The following is an 18,601-nucleotide window of genomic DNA, read 5'->3' on the forward strand; positions in this document are numbered from 1 at the left end:
GAAACAAGAGGAGCTCGGGTGAAGCAGGTTGTTCAGAACTACAAGAGCGGCGAGCTGGCGGTGCTCGACGTGCCGGTGCCGGGGTGCAAACCGGGCGGGGTGCTGGTCCGCACCGCCTACTCGCTGATATCCACCGGGACCGAGCTCATGAAGGTGTCCGAGGCCGGCATGTCGATGCTCGGCAAGGCCCGCTCCCGCCCGGACCAGGTGGCCAAGGTCATGCAGAGCGTGGCCGCCAACGGGGTGCCCGCCACCTACCGCAAGGTGATGGGCAAGCTGGACTCCTACACACCGCTGGGCTACTCGCTGTGCGGGGTGGTCGAGCAGGTCGGCGCCGGGATCGACGATGTGAAGGTCGGCGACCTGGTGGCCTGCGCCGGCAACGAGCACGCGTTGCACGCCGAGCTGAACTGGGTGCCGAAGAACCTCTACGCGCCGGTGCCGGACGGCCTCGCGCCGCGCCACGCGGCCTTCGGCACGGTCGGGTCCATCGCGATGCAGGGCGTCCGCCAAGGCGAGTCGCGGCTCGGCGAGGTCGCGCTGGTCATCGGCCTCGGGCTGATCGGGCAGCTGGTGGTGCAGCTGCTCACCGCCTCGGGAGTCCGTGTCGTCGGGGCCGACCCCGATCCGGCGCGCTGCGAGCTCGCCGAGCGCCTGGGAGCCGCGGCCTGCGGCGATCCCGCTTCCGCCGCCGTGGAGGCCGCCGTCGCCGAACTCACCGGCGGTCACGGCGTGGACCAGGTGTACCTGGCCGCCGGCGGCAGCAGCAACCAGCCCGTCGAGCTGGCCGCGCGGCTCTGCCGGGACCGCGGCCGCGTCGTCGACATCGGCAAGTGCCGCCTGGACCTGCCGTGGAACGCGTACTACGAGAAGGAGCTCGACGTCCGCTTCTCGCGCAGTTACGGCCCCGGGCGCTACGACCCGGAGTACGAACTCGAAGGACGGGACTACCCGATCGGCTACATACGCTGGACCGAGCGCCGCAATCTGGCGTGCTTCCTGGACCTCGTCGCCCGCGGCAGCGTCGATGTGGAGCCGCTGGTCTCCCACATCGCCGACTTCGATGACGCCGTCGAGACGTACCAGAGCCTCAAGGACGGCGATCTGAAGGCCGTGGCCGTCCTGTTCCGGTACGCCGGCCCCGCTGAGGACACAGCCGAGGCGGTGGCCCCGGCGGTCACGGTGCCCGCGGTGAAGCGACGCAGCGGCTCGGTGTCCACCCCGGCCCGATCCGCCACGTCGCCGGTGCGGCTGGCGTTCGTCGGCGCGGGCAACTACGCGACGTCGATGCTGCTGCCTCATCTGGCACAGCGCGACGGCGTGGAGCTGTCGACCGTCGTCACCACGACGGCGCTGTCCGCGGCCAACGCCCGGCGGAAGTTCGGCTTCGCCGAGGCGACCACCGATCTGGACGCCGTACTCGGCGACAAGTCCATCGACGCGGTGTTCGTCGTCACCCGCCACAGCTCGCACGCCGAACTGACCCGAAAGGCGCTGCTGGCCGGCAAGACGGTGTTCGTGGAGAAGCCGCTGGCGCTCACCGGGGACGAACTGGCCGGTGTGCTCGCGGCGGTGGAGGAGTCCGGCAACGACCGGCTGCAGGTCGGCTTCAACCGCCGGTTCGCGCCGCTGCTGCAGGAGGCCAGGAAGCGGTTCGGAGCCCGGACCGGTCCGGCGAGCCTCCGTTATCTGGTCAACGCGGGCCGGCTGCAACACGGCAGCTGGTACCTCCAACAGGGCAGCGAGGGCTCACGGTTCGCCGGCGAGGGCGGACACTTCATCGACACGGCGAGCTGGCTCCTCGATGCCGACCCGGTCTCGGTGTACGCGGTCGCCACGACCGGCAACGAGGATCTGCAGGTCGTGCTGCGCTACCCGGACGGGTCGACCGCCACCATCAGCTACGTCACCACCGGCGCGGCCGGCTTCCCCAAGGAAACGCTGGACCTGGTCGCGGACGGCAAGGTGCTGCGGCTCGACGACTTCGTCCGTGCCTCGCTGTTCGCCGACGGAGGGGTCGGCCGCAGACGGTGGGTCAGCTCCCGGCTCCCCAAAGCACGGGACAAGGGCCAGTCCGCCGAACTCGCCGCGTTCATCAGGGCCGTGCGGACCGGAGGGCCGATGCCGGTTCCGCTGGAATCCCTGGTCGCCACCACATCGGCCACCCTCGCCGTGCAGGCCGGTCTGGCCGGCGGCGCACCGGTGACGCTGGCGAGGACACGATGACGATGAGCTCGGGGAGTCCGGGCTGGTACCTGAGGCGGCTGTCCCGGATGGGACCGCGGGAGATCGGCGGCCGGGCGGGCGACGCGGTACGCAGGCGCCGTTGGCGTTCGGCACGCCCGGACTGCCCGAGTGTGACGGGCGCGCGGTTCACCGCGGTACTGCCCGCCGGGACGATCGCCGCCATACCTCCGGACGCCGCGAAACGTCTGGTCGCCGAGGCGGACCGGCTCATGTACGGGCACGCCGAGTACTTCGGCGTGGTCCGCGACGACCTGGACGACCCGGACTGGTGGTGCGACCCGAAGACCGGCCGCCGCGCCCCGTGGGGCTACGCCTTCGACGTGCCGTACCGCAACGAAGAAGCGGTCGGGGACATCAAGCAGATCTGGGAACTGTCCCGGCATCAGTACCTCACCGTGCTCGCCGCCGCCTACGCGATCACCGGCGACGAGCGGTACGCGGAGCGCGTCGCCGAGCACCTGCGCTCGTGGTGGACAGCCAACCCACCGCTGCGCGGCGTGCACTGGATCAGCGGCATCGAGCTGGGCATCCGGCTGCTGTCCTGGGTGTGGATCCGCCGGCTGCTCGACGGCTGGCCGGGTGCGGCCGTGCTCTTCGAGGGCAACCCGGTGGCGCTGAACCAGATCTGGCACCACCAGCGCTGGCTGGCCGCCTTCCCCAGCCGGGGGTCGTCGGCGAACAACCACGTCATCGCCGAGGCCGCCGGACAGTTCGCCGCGGCCTGCGCGTTCGGGTGGTTCCCGTCCTCCGCACGCTGGCGAGCCGGCGCGCTGCGGTCGCTGGAGCGGCATCTGCACGCCAATACCTTCGCATCCGGCCTCAACCGCGAGCTGGCCACCGAGTACCACGGACTGGTGCTGGAACTCGGCCTGGCCGCGACGGCCGAGGCGGATGCCGCCGGCGTGCCGCTCCCCGCGTCGATCCGGCTGGTGCTGCAGCGGATGACCGACGCGCTCGCGGCCGTCGTGGACAGCCGGTTACGTCCGCCACGCCAGGGAGACGCGGACGACGGGCACGGTCTGATCGTGGACGGCGCGGGCACCGACCGCTGGGCCTCGCTGCTCGCCACCGGGGACGCCGTGTTCGGCCGGCTCGCATGGTGGCCGGCGGTGACCGGCACCGATGTGCGCACCCCGCTGCTGGCCGCGCTCATCCGGCCACGCACGCACACGGGAGGGGCACCCGCCGCGACCCGACCGGCAAGCCGGCCGGACCACTTCGCCGACGCGGGCATGACCATCCTGCGCGGTCCGGGGGAGATCTGGTGCCGTTGCGACGGTGGCCCGCACGGCTTCCTGTCCATCGCCGCGCACGGCCACGCGGACGCGCTGTCCCTGGAGGTCCGGCACGACGGGGTCGACGTACTCGCCGACCCGGGGACGTACTGCTACCACGGGCAACCCGAGTGGCGGCAGTACTTCCGGTCGACCCTCGGCCACAACACCCTGCAACTGGACGGCCATGACCAGTCCGTGTCCGGCGGCCCGTTCCTGTGGACCCGCCATGCCCGCAGCCGCGTCCTGACCGCGGACACATCCGGAGCCTTTGAAGGAGGGACAGCCCGCTGGTGCGCCGAACACGACGGCTACCAGCACTCCGTGCACCGCCGCCGGGTGGAACTGACGGCCGCAGCACAGGAGCTGAGGGTGGTCGACGAGGTACGCGGCCCACGCCGGGCCGTGCGCCTGGCGTTCCACCTCGGTCCGGCGATCACCGCGGACCTGGCGGACAACCGGGCACGGCTCACCTGGTCACGGGACGCACAGGAGCGCACCGCGGAGCTCGACCTGCCCGGCCGGCTGACCTGGCAGGCGCATCGCGGCGAGACCGACCCGCCGTTGGGCTGGTACTCCGCCGGCTTCGGGCGCAAGGAACCCACCACAACGCTGGTCGGCACCGGCTTCACCGACGGCACGGAAGGCTTCACCACCGTGCTCAGGTTCCACGGCTAGGGGGGCGCGTGGGGATCAAGAGGCGGCACCGGGCATGGGCTGCGGCACCACTGACGCTGGCCCTGCTGGCAGCGACCGGCTGTGACAGTGAGAGCACGCCCACCGCCCGGGCGAAGCCGACCGCCGCGCCGTCGACGCCCGTGGCCCGGGTGTGCGCCAAGCCCGCCGCCGGGCCCGCGAAGGCGCCGGCGGGCGCCGTGACGGTCGACCCCGCGGTGGTCGGCGACCTGGCGGCGAAGACCCGGATCAGCCCTCCGAACACCTCGTTCTGGCTTCGGCCGGGCAAGCACACGCTCGCCCCGGACCGCTACGCCCAGGTCGTCCCCAAGGAGGGGAACCGCTACTTCGGTGCGCCGGGCGCGGTGCTCGACGGCCGGAAGAAGAACCAGTACGCGTTCAGCGGCAATGCCCGCAACGTCACCATCCGGCATCTGACCGTGCAGGGCTTCGTCGCGCCGCACAACGAGGGCGTGGTCAACCATGACTCGGCCGACGGGTGGGTGATCGAGCACGCGACGATCCGCAACAACTCCGGCGCCGGGCTGATGGCCGGTGCCCGCCAGCAGGTCCGCGCCAGCTGCCTGCGCGACAACGGACAGTACGGCATCAACGCCTACAAGGCCGGCGACGCCATCCGCGGCCTGGTGGTCGAGGGCAACGAGATCGCGGGAAACAACACCGAGGACTGGGAACGGCGTCGGCCGGGCTGCGGCTGCACCGGAGGCATCAAGTTCTGGGCCGTCAACGGCGCCGACGTCCGCGGCAACTGGGTGCACGACAACCGTGGATCAGGGCTGTGGGCGGACACCAACAACAACGACTTCCGCATCGAGAACAACCTGCTCGAGGCGAACGACGGTGCCGCGCTGATCTACGAGACCAGCTACAACGCGGTCATCCGGAACAACACGATCCGGCGGAACAACTGGGTCGAGGGCCGCAGATACGCCGACCGCGGGGACAGCTTCCCGTTCGCGACCGTCTACCTGTCCGAGTCCGGTGGCGAACCCCGCGTCCGGGCCCGCACCGACAAGATCGAGATCTACCGGAACGTGCTGGAGAACAACTGGTCCGGCATCACCCTGTGGGAAAACGCCGACCGGTTCTGCAACAGCCCGGCCAACACCTCGGCCGGCGACTGCACGTTGCTGGTGGACAACACCGACCGCTGCGCACAGCCGGCGATCGCCGGCGCACCGCTGTACGCCGACTGCCGGTGGAAGACACAGCGGGTGGACATCCACCACAACCGCTTCGTGCTGGACACCTCGGTCGTCGACTGCACGGTCAAGTGCGACCGCATGGCGGTGCTGGCCAACTACGGCACCTATCCGGACTGGTCGCCGTACCAGGGCGAACGGGTGGCCGAGGCGATCACCCACCAGCAGCACAATCGATGGCACGACAACGTCTACATCGGACCATGGAAGTTCGTCGCCCACGACCCGAGCCGGATACTCGACCCCGTGCAGTGGCAGGGCACGCCGTACCAGCAGGACGCGGGCAGCACCTTCCGCGCAGGGGTCGGTGGTTGAGATGAGCCGTGACCACGCGGAACACACGGGCCACACAGACCACACTGACCACACGTCGAAGATCGTCGGGACGGTCTGGGGGCTGCTGATCCTCAACACGCTCGGCTCCGCCGGGGCGAAGACCATCGTCCCCCTCCCCCGCTCCCTCATCCAGATGGTCACCATGGGGGCCCTGGTCGCCGCGTTCGCGCTGGCGCTCGCGATCAACCTCCAACTACGCATCCGGCCCAGCGCCTTCGTCTTCCTGCTCACCCTGCTGCTGGTGCCGAGCGTGATCTCCAGCGCGGACCTGGAGTCCGGGTTCGGCGCACTGTTCCGCTGCGCCCGGCTGGCTCTCTTCATCGGCACGCTGTGGCTGCTCAGCCGCTGGTGGAACGGCGGCCTCACCTTCGTCCGGCACCACATCCGGATGTACTTCGCGGTGCTCGGGTCGGTGGCCGCCGGCCTGGTCGTCTCGCCGGGCGCGGCCATGCCCGAGCTCTACGGCGGGCGGCTGGTCGGCGCGTTGTGGCCCCTCACCCCGCCGCAGATCGGACAGTACGCCGCCGTGATCATCGGGCTCACCGTGCTGCTCGTACTGGGCCGGCGGACCGACCGGGTCAGCGCCGCGGTGGTCATCGTGCCGTCCCTCGTCCTGCTCGCTCTGACCCATACCCGGACGGCCACGCTCGGCCTGTTCATCGGGCTGGCTCTGGCGATCGGCTCGCTCTTCCTGACCAGCACGGCGGCCCGCCGGTTCTTCACCTGGGCGGTGGCCTGCGCCGCGGTGGCCGCGGTGGCATTCGGCTCCGCGCTGCGGGAGTGGTTCCTGCGCGGACAGAGCCAGGAGAACTTCACCAGCCTCACCGGTCGGGCCAAGGTCTGGGACGCCCTGCTGGCAGCGCCCCGCACGACCGCGGACGAGTGGCTCGGTATGGGCCTGGGCGACAAGTCGTTCGGAGGACTGCCCATCGACAACAGCTGGCTGGCCGTCTACCACGAGCAGGGTCTGACCGGCGTCACCCTGGTAGCGGCGATCATCATCGTGCTGGGCGGCGTCGCGTTGCTGAGGCCGCCGTCGCTGCCGAGGGCCTGTGCGATCTTCCTGATCAGCTACTGCGCGATCGCGTCGTACACCGAGGCCGGCCTCGGCGACGCCTCGCCGTATCTGCTGCATCTGGCCCTGGCCGCCTCGCTGCTGGCGGCACCCGCCACGGCCGCCCCCCTCGCCACACCCGACGTACCCCGACGACGTATTCCGCGATGGGCCCGAAGATCGGAGGTGGCCTGACCATGCACATCCTCGTGGTGCACAACCGCTACGCCTCGGCGCAGCCGAGCGGGGAGAACAAGGTCGTCGACCAGGAGGCGGAGCTGCTGCGCGCGGCCGGCCACCGGGTCACGGTCTTCGAGCGGCGCAGCGACGACATCGCCGCCCGTTCTCTGCTCAGCAAGGCCGCGGTGCCGCTGCTCGTGCCGTGGAACCCGGCCGTCCGCGCGGAGCTCGCCGCCCGGCTGCACACCGAGCGGCCGGACGTGGTGCACATCCACAACGTCTTCCCGCTCCTGTCGCCCGCGGTGCTGGCTGCCTGCGCCGACGCCGACGTGCCCGCCGTCGCCACCCTGCACAACTACACCCAGGTCTGCCCGCCCGGCACGCTGCAGCGGGACGGCCGGCCGTGCACCGAGTGCGTCGGGTCGGCGACGGCGCTGCCCGCCGTCCGGCACGGCTGCTACCGGAACTCCCGCCTCGCGACGGTGCCGCTCGCCGTCAGCCTGAGGGTCAACCGGCGGCGGTGGTGGTCCGGCGTGGAGCGGTTCCTCTGCATCTCCGCGGCGCAGCGCGATGTCCTGGTGCGGTCCGGCATGCCGGCCGAACGGCTGGCGGTGAAGCACAACTTCGTGCCCGACACGGATGCCCGCCGATCGGGCGCGGGCGAGCATCTGCTCTATCTGGGCCGGCTCGCGGAGGCCAAGGGCATACGGCTGCTCATGGCCGCGTGGGACGAGATCGCAGCGAGCGGCGGTGTGGGCGTGCCGCTCGTGATCGCCGGCACGGGACCGCTGGAGCACGAGGTCACCGCCTGGGCGGCGGGACGCGACGACGTGCGCCACGTCGGCCTGTACGACACGGACCAGTGCAGGCAGGCCATCGCGCGATCGGTCGCGGTGGTGGCTCCCTCGACATGGCTCGAGGCGTTCGGCCTCGTGGTCGTCGAGGCGATGGCGGCCGGCGTCCCGATCGTCGCCGCCGGTCACGGCGCCTTCGTCGAACTGGTCGAGGACGGCGTGACCGGGCTGCTGCACCGGCCGGGCGAGGTGGCCTCGCTCGCGTCCTGCATACGCCGGATCGCGGCCGAACCAGCCCGCAACCGGGAGATGGGCCAGGCGGCCAGGCGCCGGTACGAGCAGGGGTTCAGCCCGGCCGTCGGCCTGGAGCGCCTGCTGGAGGAGTACCGCACCGCGATCGCGGGACGGTCAGCACTGGCTCGCGGCGGAACCGTCCGCGCGAGCAGGGGGGATGGGGACAGCAGATGACACGATGCCGACTCTGCGGCTCGGAAGCGATGGCGAGCGTCGTCGACCTTGGGGCGACGCCGCCATGTGAGAGCTTTCTCGCCGCGGACCAACTCGACCGGCCGGAGCCGGCGTACCCGCTGCACCTGCGGGTCTGCACCGACTGCTGGCTGGCGCAGCTCCCGCCGCTGATCACGCCGCAGGAGACGTTCAGCGAGTACGCGTACTTCTCCTCCTTCTCGACCTCCTGGGTGGAGCACGCGCGCACGTTCGTCGCCGACGCCGTGGAGCGGCTGGGGCTGGGCACCGACGCCTTCGTGGTCGAGGTCGCGAGCAACGACGGGTACCTGCTGAGGCATGTGGTGGACCGCGGGATCCGCTGCCTCGGTATCGAGCCGTCGGTGAACGTCGGCAAGGCAGCGCGGGACGCGGGGGTGCCGACGCTCACGGAGTTCCTGGACCCGGCCACCGCCGCCGCCGTCCGTAAGGAGCACGGACCGGCGGACCTGGTCGTGGCCAACAACGTGTACGCGCACATCCCCGACGTGGTCGGGTTCACCGAGGGACTGCGTGCCCTGGTCGCCGACGACGGCTGGGTCTCCATCGAGGTGCAGCACCTGCTGACCCTGATCGAGGACAACCAGTACGACACGATCTATCACGAGCACTTCCAGTACTACACGGTCGCATCCGCGATCCGGGCACTGGCCGGCGGCGGACTCGCGCTCGTGGACGTCGAGTTGCTGCCCACGCACGGCGGCTCCATCCGGCTGTGGGCCCGGCCGGCCGAGGCGGCCGGCGAGCCGAGCGGACGGGTGGCCGACGTGCTGGCCCGGGAGAAGGCCGCCGGACTCCAGGAGCTGTCCGGGTACACCGAGTTCTCCGCCCGTGTGGCCAAGGTGCGCCGGGACCTCCTGCGGTTCCTCATCGAAGCGGCCGACCGCGGCGAGACGGTCGTCGGCTACGGCGCGCCGGGCAAGGGCAACACCCTGCTCAACCACTGCGGCATCCGGCCCGACCTGCTCCCGTACACGGTCGACCGCAACCCCTACAAGCACGGCAGGTTCACCCCGGGCACCCGCGTCCCGATCCTGCCGCCCGAGCGGATATCCGTCGATCGGCCGGACTACGTCCTCGTCCTCCCGTGGAACCTGCGGGCCGAGCTGGTCGAGCAACTGTCCTTCATCGGCGAGTGGGGCGGCCGGCTGGTCTTCCCCATCCCGGAACTGAGCATTGTCGAGGTCGCGTCGTGAAGGTCGTCCTGTTCTGCGGCGGTTACGGGATGCGGATGCGCAACGGAACCCCCGACGACGTGCCCAAGCCGATGGCGATGGTCGGCCCGCGGCCGCTGATCTGGCACGTCATGCGCTACTACGCGCACTTCGGGCACACGGAGTTCATCCTGTGCCTCGGGTACGGCGCCCACCACATCAAGGACTTCTTCCTCAACTACGAGGAGACGACGTCCAACGACTTCGTGCTGAGAAGGGGTCGGACCGAGCTGCTGTCCACCGACATCTCGGACTGGACGATCACGTTCGCGCAGACCGGCGTCGAGTCACCGATCGGGGAGCGGCTGCGCCGGGTGCGACACCACCTGGACGGCGACGAGATGTTCCTCGCCAACTACGCCGACGTACTCACCGACGCCCCGCTGCCGGAGATGATCGACCGCTTCGCCGCGCGCGACGCCGGTGCGTCGATGATGGTGGTGCCGCCGCAGTCGTCCTTCCACTGCGTGGACCTGGGCGAGGACGGCCTGGTGGGAGGCATCACCGCGGTGAGCGAGCTGCCGCTGTGGGAGAACGGCGGCTACTTCGTGCTCCGCCAGGAGATCTTCGACCATATCCCGGAGGACGGGGACCTGGTCGCCGACGGCTGCTCCCAACTGGCCAAGCGCGGACGGTTGGTGGCGCACCAGCACCGTGGCTTCTGGAAACCGACCGACACCGTGAAGGAGCGGGCCGCGCTCGACGCCGCCTACGCCCGGGGCGACCGCCCGTGGGCCGTGTGGGAACGGGACGGCGCGGGGGCCAAGGCCGGGGTGAGGACCGTATGATCCGGCTCGGCGCCGGACGCCTGGACCGGATCGTCGCGGTGGGCGCGCACTGCGACGACATCGCCATCGGCGCCGGCGGCACGCTGCTGACGCTGTGCCTCGCGCGCCCGGGCATCCGCGTCGACGCGCTGGTGCTCTCCGGCGGTGGCAGTGACCGGGAGCAGGAGGAGCAGGCCGCGCTGACCGCCTTCTGCCCGGGCGCCGACCTGCGGCTCACCGTGCACAAGCTGCCGGACGGCCGGCTGCCCGCGTACTGGGAAGAGGCCAAGTCGGCGGTCGAGGAGCTGCGCGGACAGGCCGAGCCGGATCTGATCCTGGCCCCGCGCACCGATGACGCGCACCAGGATCACCGCGGCCTGGCGCAGCTGATACCCACCGCGTTCCGCGACCACCTCGTCCTCGGCTACGAGATCGTCAAGTGGGACGGCGACCTCGGCCGTCCGTCGGCGTACCAGCCGCTGTCACCGGAGATCGCCGAACAGAAGGTGCGACTGCTGCAGGAGCACTACCCCTCGCAGCGGCACCGGCCCTGGTACGACCGGGAGGCCTTCCTCGGGCTGGCCCGGATCCGCGGTATCGAATGCCAGGCGCGCTACGCCGAGGCCTTCGCCGTCACCAAACTCACTCTCGACCTGGGGGAATGAACCTTGCGCGTACTTCTGACCGGACACCAGGGCTATCTGGGCACCGTCATGGCTCCGGTGCTCACGGCCGCCGGGCACGAGGTCGTCGGGCTCGACGCCGGCCTGTTCGCCGACTGCGTGCTGGGCCCGCCGCCCGCGGACCTGACGGCTCACCGGGTGGACCTGCGCGACGTCACCGCCGACCACGTGGCCGGGGTGGACGCCGTGATCCACCTGGCCGCCCTGTCCAACGACCCGTTGGGATCGCTGGCGCCGGAGCTCACCTACGACATCAACCACCACGCGTCCGTACACCTGGCCCGGCTGGCCCGCGACGCCGGAGCCCGGCGCTTCCTGTACGCGTCGACCTGCTCGGTGTACGGCGCCTCCGGCGGTGACGACCTGGTGACCGAGGACGCCCCGCTGCGCCCGGTGACGCCGTACGCGGAGTCGAAGGTGCGGGTCGAGGACGATCTGCACGCGCTGGCCGACGCCGAGTTCAGCCCGGTGTACATGCGCAACGCCACCGCCTTCGGCTTCTCACCCCGGCTGCGCGCCGACATCGTGCTCAACAACCTGGTGGGCCACGCACTCCTGTCCGGCCAGGTGCTGGTGCTCTCCGACGGCACCCCCTGGCGTCCGCTGGTCCACGCCGCCGACATCGCACGGGCCTTCGCGGCCGCGCTGACCGCGCCGCGCGAGGCGGTGCACGACCGGGCGTTCAACATCGGCAGCGAGGTCAACAATGTCACGGTCGCCGAGATCGCCGATCAGGTCGCCGAGGCGGTCTCCGGCGCGCAGGTGAAGATCACCGGGGAGAACGGCGCCGATCCGCGCTCGTACCGCGTGGACTTCTCCCGGTTCCGCGCCGCGATACCCGGCTTCGACTGCGAGTGGACGGTCAAGCAGGGCGCGCTCGAACTCGCCGACGCCTACCGGAAACACGGGCTCACGCGGGAGGACTTCGAGCAGCGCTTCACCCGCCTCGCCGTGCTGCGCGAGGCGTCCGAGACCGGCGCCGTCGACGACACCCTGCGGTGGCGCCGATGACCTCTGCCGGCGAAGACATGCACACACTGGTGGAGCGGCTCTACCCGCTCTGCCGGAGCATCACCGGCGACGGAGTGCGCGCCACCCTGGACATCGTCGGCGAGTACGTCCCGCTCCAGGTGCACGAGGTGCCGACCGGGACACCGGTACTCGACTGGACGGTGCCCCAGGAGTGGAACATCCGGGACGCGTACATCGCCGACGCCGCCGGCAACCGGGTGGTCGACTTCGCCGCGTCCAGCCTGCACGTGCTCGGTTACAGCGTGCCGGTGTCGCGCACCATGCCGCTCTCCGAGCTGCGCGCGCACCTGCACACCCTGCCGGACCACCCGAGCTGGGTGCCGTACCGCACGAGCTACTACAAGCCGGAGTGGGGATTCTGCCTGTCGCAGGAGACCCTGGACGCACTGCCGGACGGCGACTACGAGGTACGTATCGACTCCACCCTCGCGGACGGCCACCTCACCTACGCCGAGCATGTGATCCCCGGTCAGGTCCCCGACGAGGTGATCGTCTCCTGCCACGTCTGCCACCCGTCGCTGGCCAACGACAATCTGGCGGGCATCGCGGTGGCGACGTACCTGGCCCGGGCACTGGCGCAGGAAACGCCGTACTACACCTACCGGTTCATCTACGCGCCCGGCACCATCGGGGCGATCACCTGGCTGGCCCGCAACGCGGAGCGGGTGGAGAGCGTCAAGCACGGGCTGGTGCTGGCCTGCGCCGGCGACGCGGGCTCACTGACGTACAAACAGAGCAGACGCGGCGAAGCGGAGATCGACAAGGTCATGCGACACGTCCTCGCCGCCTCCGAACGCCCGCACCACGTCAATGAGTTCACCCCGTACGGCTACGACGAGCGGCAGTACTGCTCGCCCGGGTTCAATCTCGGCGTGGGTTCGCTCAGCCGCACGCCGTACGCCGGCTACCCCGAGTACCACACCTCGGCGGACAACCCGGACTTCGTCTCCCCCGCGGCCATGGCGGACACGCTCGCCGTCTGCCGCGAGGCGTTCGCCCTGCTGGACCGCAACCGGCGGTATCTCAACCTGAGCCCTTACGGGGAGCCGCAGTTGGGGCGGCGCGGGCTGTACGACTCGCTCGGCGGCCGCAGCGATGCCCAGCAGGCCCAGATGGCCATGCTCTGGGTCCTCAGCCTCTCCGACGGCGAGCACAGTCTGCTGGATGTCGCCGAGCGGTCCGGGCTGCCGTTCGACACCGTCGCGGCCGCGGCCGACGCCCTGCACGGCGCCGGTCTGATCAAGGCATGACGCGGATGGCCATCGAGGAGGAGAAGGCGACGGCAGCAGCCGGATCCGCCCGGCGTGCCTTCGCCGGGCGGCTGTCCTGGGGACTGGCCGACCAGGCGGCCTCCAGCATCAGCAACTTCGCGGTGGGCGTCTACGTGGCGCGCTCGCTGGGCGTGACGGCGTTCGGCGTGTTCAGCCTCGCCTGGGTGACGTACGGCGTGGTGCTCAACGTCTCCCGCGGCCTTGCCACCGATCCGCTCGTGGTGCGCTTCAGCGGCGTGTCGGAGGCGTCCTGGCGCGGGGCCGTGGCCCGGTCGTCGGGTACCGCGCTCGTCGTCGGCGGCGCCATCGGTGCGATGTGCCTGGTGATCGGCGTCGCTCTCGGTGGCAGTGTGGGACCCGCGTTCGCGTGTCTCGGCGTCATGCTGCCGGGGCTGCTGCTCCAGGACGCCTGGCGGTACTCGTTCTTCGCCGCGGGCCTCGGGCGGAAGGCGTTCGTCAACGACCTCGTGTGGGGCATCGCGCTCGTCCCGGCCCTGGTCGTGGCGGCCCACGCGGGCAGCGTGGCCGCCTTCGTGCTCGCGTGGGGCGCGTCCGCCACGGTGGCCGCGGGGTACGGATACATCCAGTCCGGTATCCGGCCCCGGACGACCCAGGCACGCGCGTGGCTCCGCGAGCAACGCGACCTCGGCTACCGGTACCTCGTCGAGAACGTCAGCCTCAGCGGCGCCGGCCAGCTGCGTGCGTACGGGCTCGGTGTGATCGTCGGGGTCGGCGCGGTGGGTGCGGTCCGCGGCGCCGAACTCCTCCTCGGCCCGTTCCTCGCCGTGCTGATGGGCCTCTCGCTGGTCACGGTCGCGGAGGCGGCACGGGTGCTGCGGCAGTCCCCGCACCGCCTCGGCAGGTTCTGCCTCCTGCTGGGAGGCGGGCAGGCCGTCGCCGCGCTGCTCTGGGGCGGGGCGCTGCTCCTGATGCCGGACCGGCTCGGCGAACTCGTGCTCGGCGACGTCTGGCACTCCGCCTCCCAGCTCATCGTGCCGGTCACCCTCGGCGTCGCATGGGCCGGGCTCGGCACCGGCGCGGCGGCGGGGCTGCGCGCGCTCGCCGCGGCCCGGCGCAGCCTGCGCTGCCAACTGTTCGCCTCCGCCTGCTACGTGGCGGGCGGGCTGGGCGGAGCCGCCCTCGGCGGCACGGTCGGCTCGGCCTGGGGCGTCGCCGCAGCGACGCTCGCCGGCTCCGCCGTGTGGTGGCTCCAGCTGCGCTCCGCCCTGCGCGAACACCACCAGGACACCATCCCCGAAGCGAGGACGCCATGACCGCGCAACCCAGGCTGAGCATCGGCCTGCCCGTGTACAACGGCGAGGAGTACCTCGCCGAATCGCTCGACGCCCTCCTCGGTCAGACCTACGAGGACTTCGAGCTGGTCATCTCCGACAACGCCTCGACCGACGGGACCGAGGACATCTGCCGCACGTACGCCGCGCAGGACTCGCGCATCCGGTACATCCGGCTGCTGCGCAACATCGGCGCCGCTCCGAACCACAACTACGTCTTCACCGAGTGCCGCGGCGAGTTGTTCAAGTGGGCCTCGCACGACGACCTTTACGCCCGCGACCTGCTGCGACGGTGCGTCGAGGCGCTGGACGAGCGGCCGGACGTGATCCTCGCGCACTCCGACCAGGCGGTCATCGACGGCGAAGGACAGCTGAAGGTCCCCTACGAGTACGGCCTCGCCACCGCCTCGCCGCATGCGCCCGAGCGCTTCCGCAGTTTCCTGTTCGAACCCGGTGGCGACGACTTCTACGGGGTGATGCGCGCCGACATGCTGCGCCGCGTGAGGCCGCACAACAGCTATCACCACGCGGACCGGACGTTCGTCGCCGAGATCGTCCTGAACGGGCCCTTCCACCAGGTGCCGGAGCTGCTGTACTTCCGCCGCGACCACCCCACCCGTGCCGAGCGGGCGAACCCGTCCAAGCGCTCCCGGTGCGTCAATCTGGACCCGCGGCGGGCAGGCGCGCTGCACCCGACGCCCCGGCTGCTCGCCGAGTACGTCTGGGGCTTCGTCGCGGCGATCCGGCGGGCCCCGTTGTCCCCGGCCGACCGGCGCGCGTGCTTCCGCCATCTGGCCGCGTGGGCGACCAGCCGGGTCCGGCCGGGCGCCGGCGAGCGGGTCGAGGACCGCGCCCCGGTCGACCCGGGCCGGCTCACCGTCTCCGTCGACGCCCTCGTCGCCGGGCGTGAGCGGAGGCAGGCGTGACGCCCGTGGACGAAACCCCGGTGCGTGTCGGGGTGTTCGGCCTGCTCGGCTCCGGCAACCTCGGCAACGACGGGTCGCTCGAGGCCGTGCTCGGCTACCTCCGTGCCGAGCACCCGGAGGCGGTCGTGGACGCGCTGTGCGGCGGGCCCGAGGTCGTCGCGGCCCGGTACGGGATCCCCGCGACACGGCTGCACTGGTACCGCGGGGAGTACCGGACCGCGTCGCGTGCGGGCGCGATCGCGGGCAAGGCTCTGGGCAAGCTCGTCGACGCGTTCCGCACCGCCGCGTGGGTGCGCCGGCACGACGTGGTGATCGTGCCGGGCATGGGCGTCCTGGAGGCCACGCTGCCGCTGCGGCCGTGGGGCTTCCCGTACTCGCTGTTCCTGCTCTGCGCGACCGGCCGGCTGTTCCGCACCCGGGTCGCGCTGGTCGGCGTCGGCGCCACCGCGATCGCCGACCGGCCGACCCGGGCCCTGGTTCGCCGGTCGGCACGGCTGGCCACGTACCGGTCGTACCGGGACACCCAGTCCCGCGACGCGATGCGGGCGATGGGCGTGGACACCGCGCGCGACGAGATCTACCCGGACCTCGCCTTCGCCCTGCCGACACCGCCGGCAGGCGGTCCCGACGGGCTCTCGGTCCCGCCGGGCCCGGTATGCGTCGGCGTCATGGATTTCCACGGGAGCAACGACGACCGCGCCCGGTCCGAGGAGATCCACCGGCGCTACCTCGACGGAACGACCCGGTTCGTCCGCGCGCTGGCCGAGGACGGCAGGCCGGTCCGGCTGCTGACCGGCGACGCGTGCGATGCGCCGGTGGTCGCCGCGATCCTCGACGCGGTGGACTCACCGCTGGTCACCGCTGCCGAGGCGGCCACGCTGGCGGACCTGATGAAGGAGATGGCGGCTGCCGAGACCGTCGTGGCGACCCGGTACCACAACCTGATCTGCGCGCTGAAGGTCGGCACCCCGACGCTTGCCCTGAGTTATGCGGCGAAGAGCGACGCGCTCATGGATCGGATGGGGTTGGACGCGTACTGCCACCCGGCTCGCGAGGTGGACGCCGACCGGCTGCTGGAGCAGTTCCGGGAGCTGGAGAAGCAATCGGCGGAGCTGCGGCACATCCTCGCCGAGCGGAACCTGGTCGCCGCCCGCCAACTCAAGGACCAGTTCATCGCGTTGACCGCCGCTCTGTTCCCGGCGACCGGCCACGGACACGCCCGCACCCGGCAGGAGACACCATGAAGGCGACCGAAGTCCCGGCGATCGCGGGCGCGTACCTCTTCGAGCCGACGTCGTACGCCGACGAACGCGGCTTCTTCTGCCGCACCTTCGACGCCGACGTGGTCCGCTCGGTGGGCCTCGATCCGAACGCCTTCGTCCAGGACAGCGTGTCCCGCTCGGTCCGAGGCGTGCTGCGCGGTCTGCACCTGCGCTCAGGCGCCGGCGAGGCCAAGCTGGTGCGGTGCTCGTACGGGCAGATCTTCGACGTCGTCGTGGATCTGCGGCCGGACTCGCCGACCTACCGCAACCACACCTCCTTCGAGCTGTCCGGCGATACGCAGACGACCCTGTACATCCCGGCGGGGTGCGCGCACGGCTTCCAGGCGCTGACCGAAACCGCCGACACCTCGTACCGGATCGACCGCCCCCACGATCCGGCAGAGGACGTGACGATCGCCTTCGACGACCCGGAGCTCGCCATCCCCTGGCCCCTGCCGGTCACATCGATGTCCCAGCGGGACCGGGAGGCGCCGGGTCTCGCCGAGGTCCTGAAGAACAGAGAGAGTTGAGGTCGGCGTGGACACCGAAGAGTTCCAACTGCCCCGGTCGCAGGCGGCGAACGAACGCCTGCACGCCATGATCCCCGGCGGTGCGCACACCTACGCCAAGGGCGACGACCAGTACCCCGAGAACCTGGCCCCCGTCATCAGCCACGGCCGCGGTGCCCATGTGTGGGACGTCGACGGCAACCGCTACATCGAGTACGGCTCCGGCCTGCGGTCGGTCAGCCTCGGCCACGCCCACCCGCGCGTGACCGAGGCGGTGCGACGGGAGATCGACCGTGGCAGCAACTTCGTCCGGCCGTCGATCGTGGAGGCCGAAGCCGCGGAACGCTTCCTGGCCACGGTGCCGACCGCCGAGATGGTGAAGTTCGCGAAGAACGGTTCCGACGCCACCACCGCCGCGGTGCGCCTCGCCCGCGCCGCCACCGGGCGCCCGCGGGTGGCCATCTGCGGCGACCAGCCGTTCTTCTCCGTCGACGACTGGTTCATCGGCTCCACACCGATGTCCGCCGGTATTCCGTCGGCGATCACCGACCTCACCGTGGCGTTCCCCTACGGGGACCTCGCCGCGACGGAGGAGTTGCTCGCCCGGTACCAGGACGAGGTCGCCTGTCTGATCCTCGAACCCGCCGGCCACACCGAGCCGCCGCCCGGCTATCTGACCGGCCTGCGCGAACTGGCCGACCGGCACGGCTGCGTGCTGGTCTTCGACGAGATGATCAGCGGCTTCCGCTGGTCCGAGGCGGGCGCCCAGGGCCTGTACGGCGTCGTCCCGGACCTCTCCACCTTCGGCAAGGCGCTGGGCAACGGATTCGCCATCTCCGCACTGGCCGGATGCCGCGAGCTGATGGAGCGGGGCGGGCTGCGGCACTTGGATGACCGGGTGTTCCTGCTGTCCACCACGCACGGCGCGGAGACGCACTCCCTGGCAGCCGCGATGGCCGTGCAGACCACCTACGTCGAGGAGGGCATCACCGCGCAACTGCACGCCCTCGGCGAACGGTTGGCCGTCGGCGTCCGCGAAGCCGCGACCGGCATGGGCGTCGGCGACCATGTCGTCGTCCGGGGCCGGGCCAGCAATCTGGTCTTCGCCACTCTCGACGAGAACGGGCAGCCGTCGCAGCAGTACCGCACCCTCTTCCTGCGCCGTCTTCTCGCGGGCGGGGTGCTGGCCCCGTCGTTCGTGGTGAGCAGCGCGCTCAGCGACGCCGACATCGATCACACCGTCGACGCGGTGGCCCAGGCTTGTGCGGTGTACCGCAAGGCACTTGACGTGGGTGATCCCACGTCCTGGCTGGGCGGACGACCGGTGAAACCCGTGTTCCGCCGCCTGGCATGACGTG

At 71.3% G+C, this 18,601-nt stretch carries 15 protein-coding genes; all 15 read left to right on the top strand.

The annotated features are described in order from the left end of the window. The first annotated feature begins 18 nt into the window (after positions 1-18). From RPQ07_RS09170 to RPQ07_RS09240, 15 genes are read left to right on the top strand one after another with little or no spacing between them, the layout of a single operon-like run. Positions 19-2,226 carry a bi-domain-containing oxidoreductase gene (locus tag RPQ07_RS09170; protein WP_313943597.1) on the top strand — a complete coding sequence of 736 codons (2,208 nt, stop codon included), beginning with the start codon at positions 19-21 and terminating at the stop codon, positions 2,224-2,226. Next, positions 2,223-4,199 carry an alginate lyase family protein gene (locus tag RPQ07_RS09175; RefSeq protein ID WP_313943598.1) on the top strand — a complete coding sequence of 659 codons (1,977 nt, stop codon included), beginning with the start codon at positions 2,223-2,225 and terminating at the stop codon, positions 4,197-4,199. The genes RPQ07_RS09170 and RPQ07_RS09175 overlap by 4 nt, the downstream gene beginning before the upstream one ends. Before the next feature lie 8 nt (positions 4,200-4,207). Beyond that, positions 4,208-5,734, top strand: coding sequence for a right-handed parallel beta-helix repeat-containing protein (locus tag RPQ07_RS09180; RefSeq protein ID WP_313943599.1), 1,527 nt, complete (start codon positions 4,208-4,210; stop codon positions 5,732-5,734). A 1-nt stretch (position 5,735) separates the two neighbouring features. After that, a complete protein-coding gene (locus tag RPQ07_RS09185) occupies positions 5,736-7,004 on the top strand; it encodes an O-antigen ligase domain-containing protein (RefSeq protein ID WP_313943601.1) in 1,269 nt (422 codons plus the stop codon). 2 nt (positions 7,005-7,006) lie between these two features. After that, positions 7,007-8,251: a glycosyltransferase gene (locus tag RPQ07_RS09190; protein ID WP_313943602.1), complete on the top strand. Its 1,245-nt coding sequence runs from the start codon at positions 7,007-7,009 to the stop codon at positions 8,249-8,251. After that, positions 8,248-9,483 (top strand): class I SAM-dependent methyltransferase, encoded by a 1,236-nt coding sequence (locus tag RPQ07_RS09195; protein WP_313943603.1) that lies wholly within the window; start codon positions 8,248-8,250, stop codon positions 9,481-9,483. Before RPQ07_RS09190 ends, RPQ07_RS09195 begins: the two co-directional genes overlap by 4 nt. Then, on the top strand, positions 9,480-10,289 hold the full coding sequence (locus RPQ07_RS09200; RefSeq protein ID WP_313943604.1) for a glucose-1-phosphate cytidylyltransferase: 810 nt from the start codon (positions 9,480-9,482) through the stop codon (positions 10,287-10,289). The genes RPQ07_RS09195 and RPQ07_RS09200 overlap by 4 nt, the downstream gene beginning before the upstream one ends. Then, positions 10,286-10,933 carry a PIG-L deacetylase family protein gene (locus RPQ07_RS09205; protein ID WP_313943605.1) on the top strand — a complete coding sequence of 216 codons (648 nt, stop codon included), beginning with the start codon at positions 10,286-10,288 and terminating at the stop codon, positions 10,931-10,933. The genes RPQ07_RS09200 and RPQ07_RS09205 overlap by 4 nt, the downstream gene beginning before the upstream one ends. Positions 10,934-10,936: 3 nt before the next feature. Continuing rightward, positions 10,937-11,962: an SDR family oxidoreductase gene (locus RPQ07_RS09210; protein WP_313943607.1), complete on the top strand. Its 1,026-nt coding sequence runs from the start codon at positions 10,937-10,939 to the stop codon at positions 11,960-11,962. Beyond that, a complete protein-coding gene (locus RPQ07_RS09215; protein WP_313943608.1) occupies positions 11,959-13,233 on the top strand; it encodes a DUF4910 domain-containing protein in 1,275 nt (424 codons plus the stop codon). The genes RPQ07_RS09210 and RPQ07_RS09215 overlap by 4 nt, the downstream gene beginning before the upstream one ends. Before the next feature lie 5 nt (positions 13,234-13,238). Further along, positions 13,239-14,528, top strand: coding sequence for a hypothetical protein (locus RPQ07_RS09220; protein WP_313948828.1), 1,290 nt, complete (start codon positions 13,239-13,241; stop codon positions 14,526-14,528). Then, the gene (locus RPQ07_RS09225; RefSeq protein ID WP_313943609.1) at positions 14,525-15,472 is read left to right on the top strand and encodes a glycosyltransferase family 2 protein; all 948 of its coding nucleotides are present in this window, start codon (positions 14,525-14,527) and stop codon (positions 15,470-15,472) included. Before RPQ07_RS09220 ends, RPQ07_RS09225 begins: the two co-directional genes overlap by 4 nt. Then, complete coding sequence (locus tag RPQ07_RS09230) at positions 15,469-16,716, top strand: polysaccharide pyruvyl transferase family protein (RefSeq protein WP_313943610.1); 1,248 nt, start codon at positions 15,469-15,471, stop codon at positions 16,714-16,716. The genes RPQ07_RS09225 and RPQ07_RS09230 overlap by 4 nt, the downstream gene beginning before the upstream one ends. Continuing rightward, positions 16,713-17,264: a dTDP-4-dehydrorhamnose 3,5-epimerase gene (gene rfbC / locus RPQ07_RS09235; protein ID WP_313943611.1), complete on the top strand. Its 552-nt coding sequence runs from the start codon at positions 16,713-16,715 to the stop codon at positions 17,262-17,264. The genes RPQ07_RS09230 and rfbC overlap by 4 nt, the downstream gene beginning before the upstream one ends. A 7-nt stretch (positions 17,265-17,271) precedes the next feature. Continuing rightward, positions 17,272-18,597, top strand: coding sequence for a glutamate-1-semialdehyde 2,1-aminomutase (locus tag RPQ07_RS09240; RefSeq protein WP_313943612.1), 1,326 nt, complete (start codon positions 17,272-17,274; stop codon positions 18,595-18,597). The last annotated feature ends 4 nt before the right edge of the window (positions 18,598-18,601 follow it).

Origin of the sequence: Streptomyces sp. AM8-1-1, from assembly GCF_032229325.1 — a bacterium.
Lineage (GTDB): Bacteria > Actinomycetota > Actinomycetes > Streptomycetales > Streptomycetaceae > Streptomyces > Streptomyces achmelvichensis.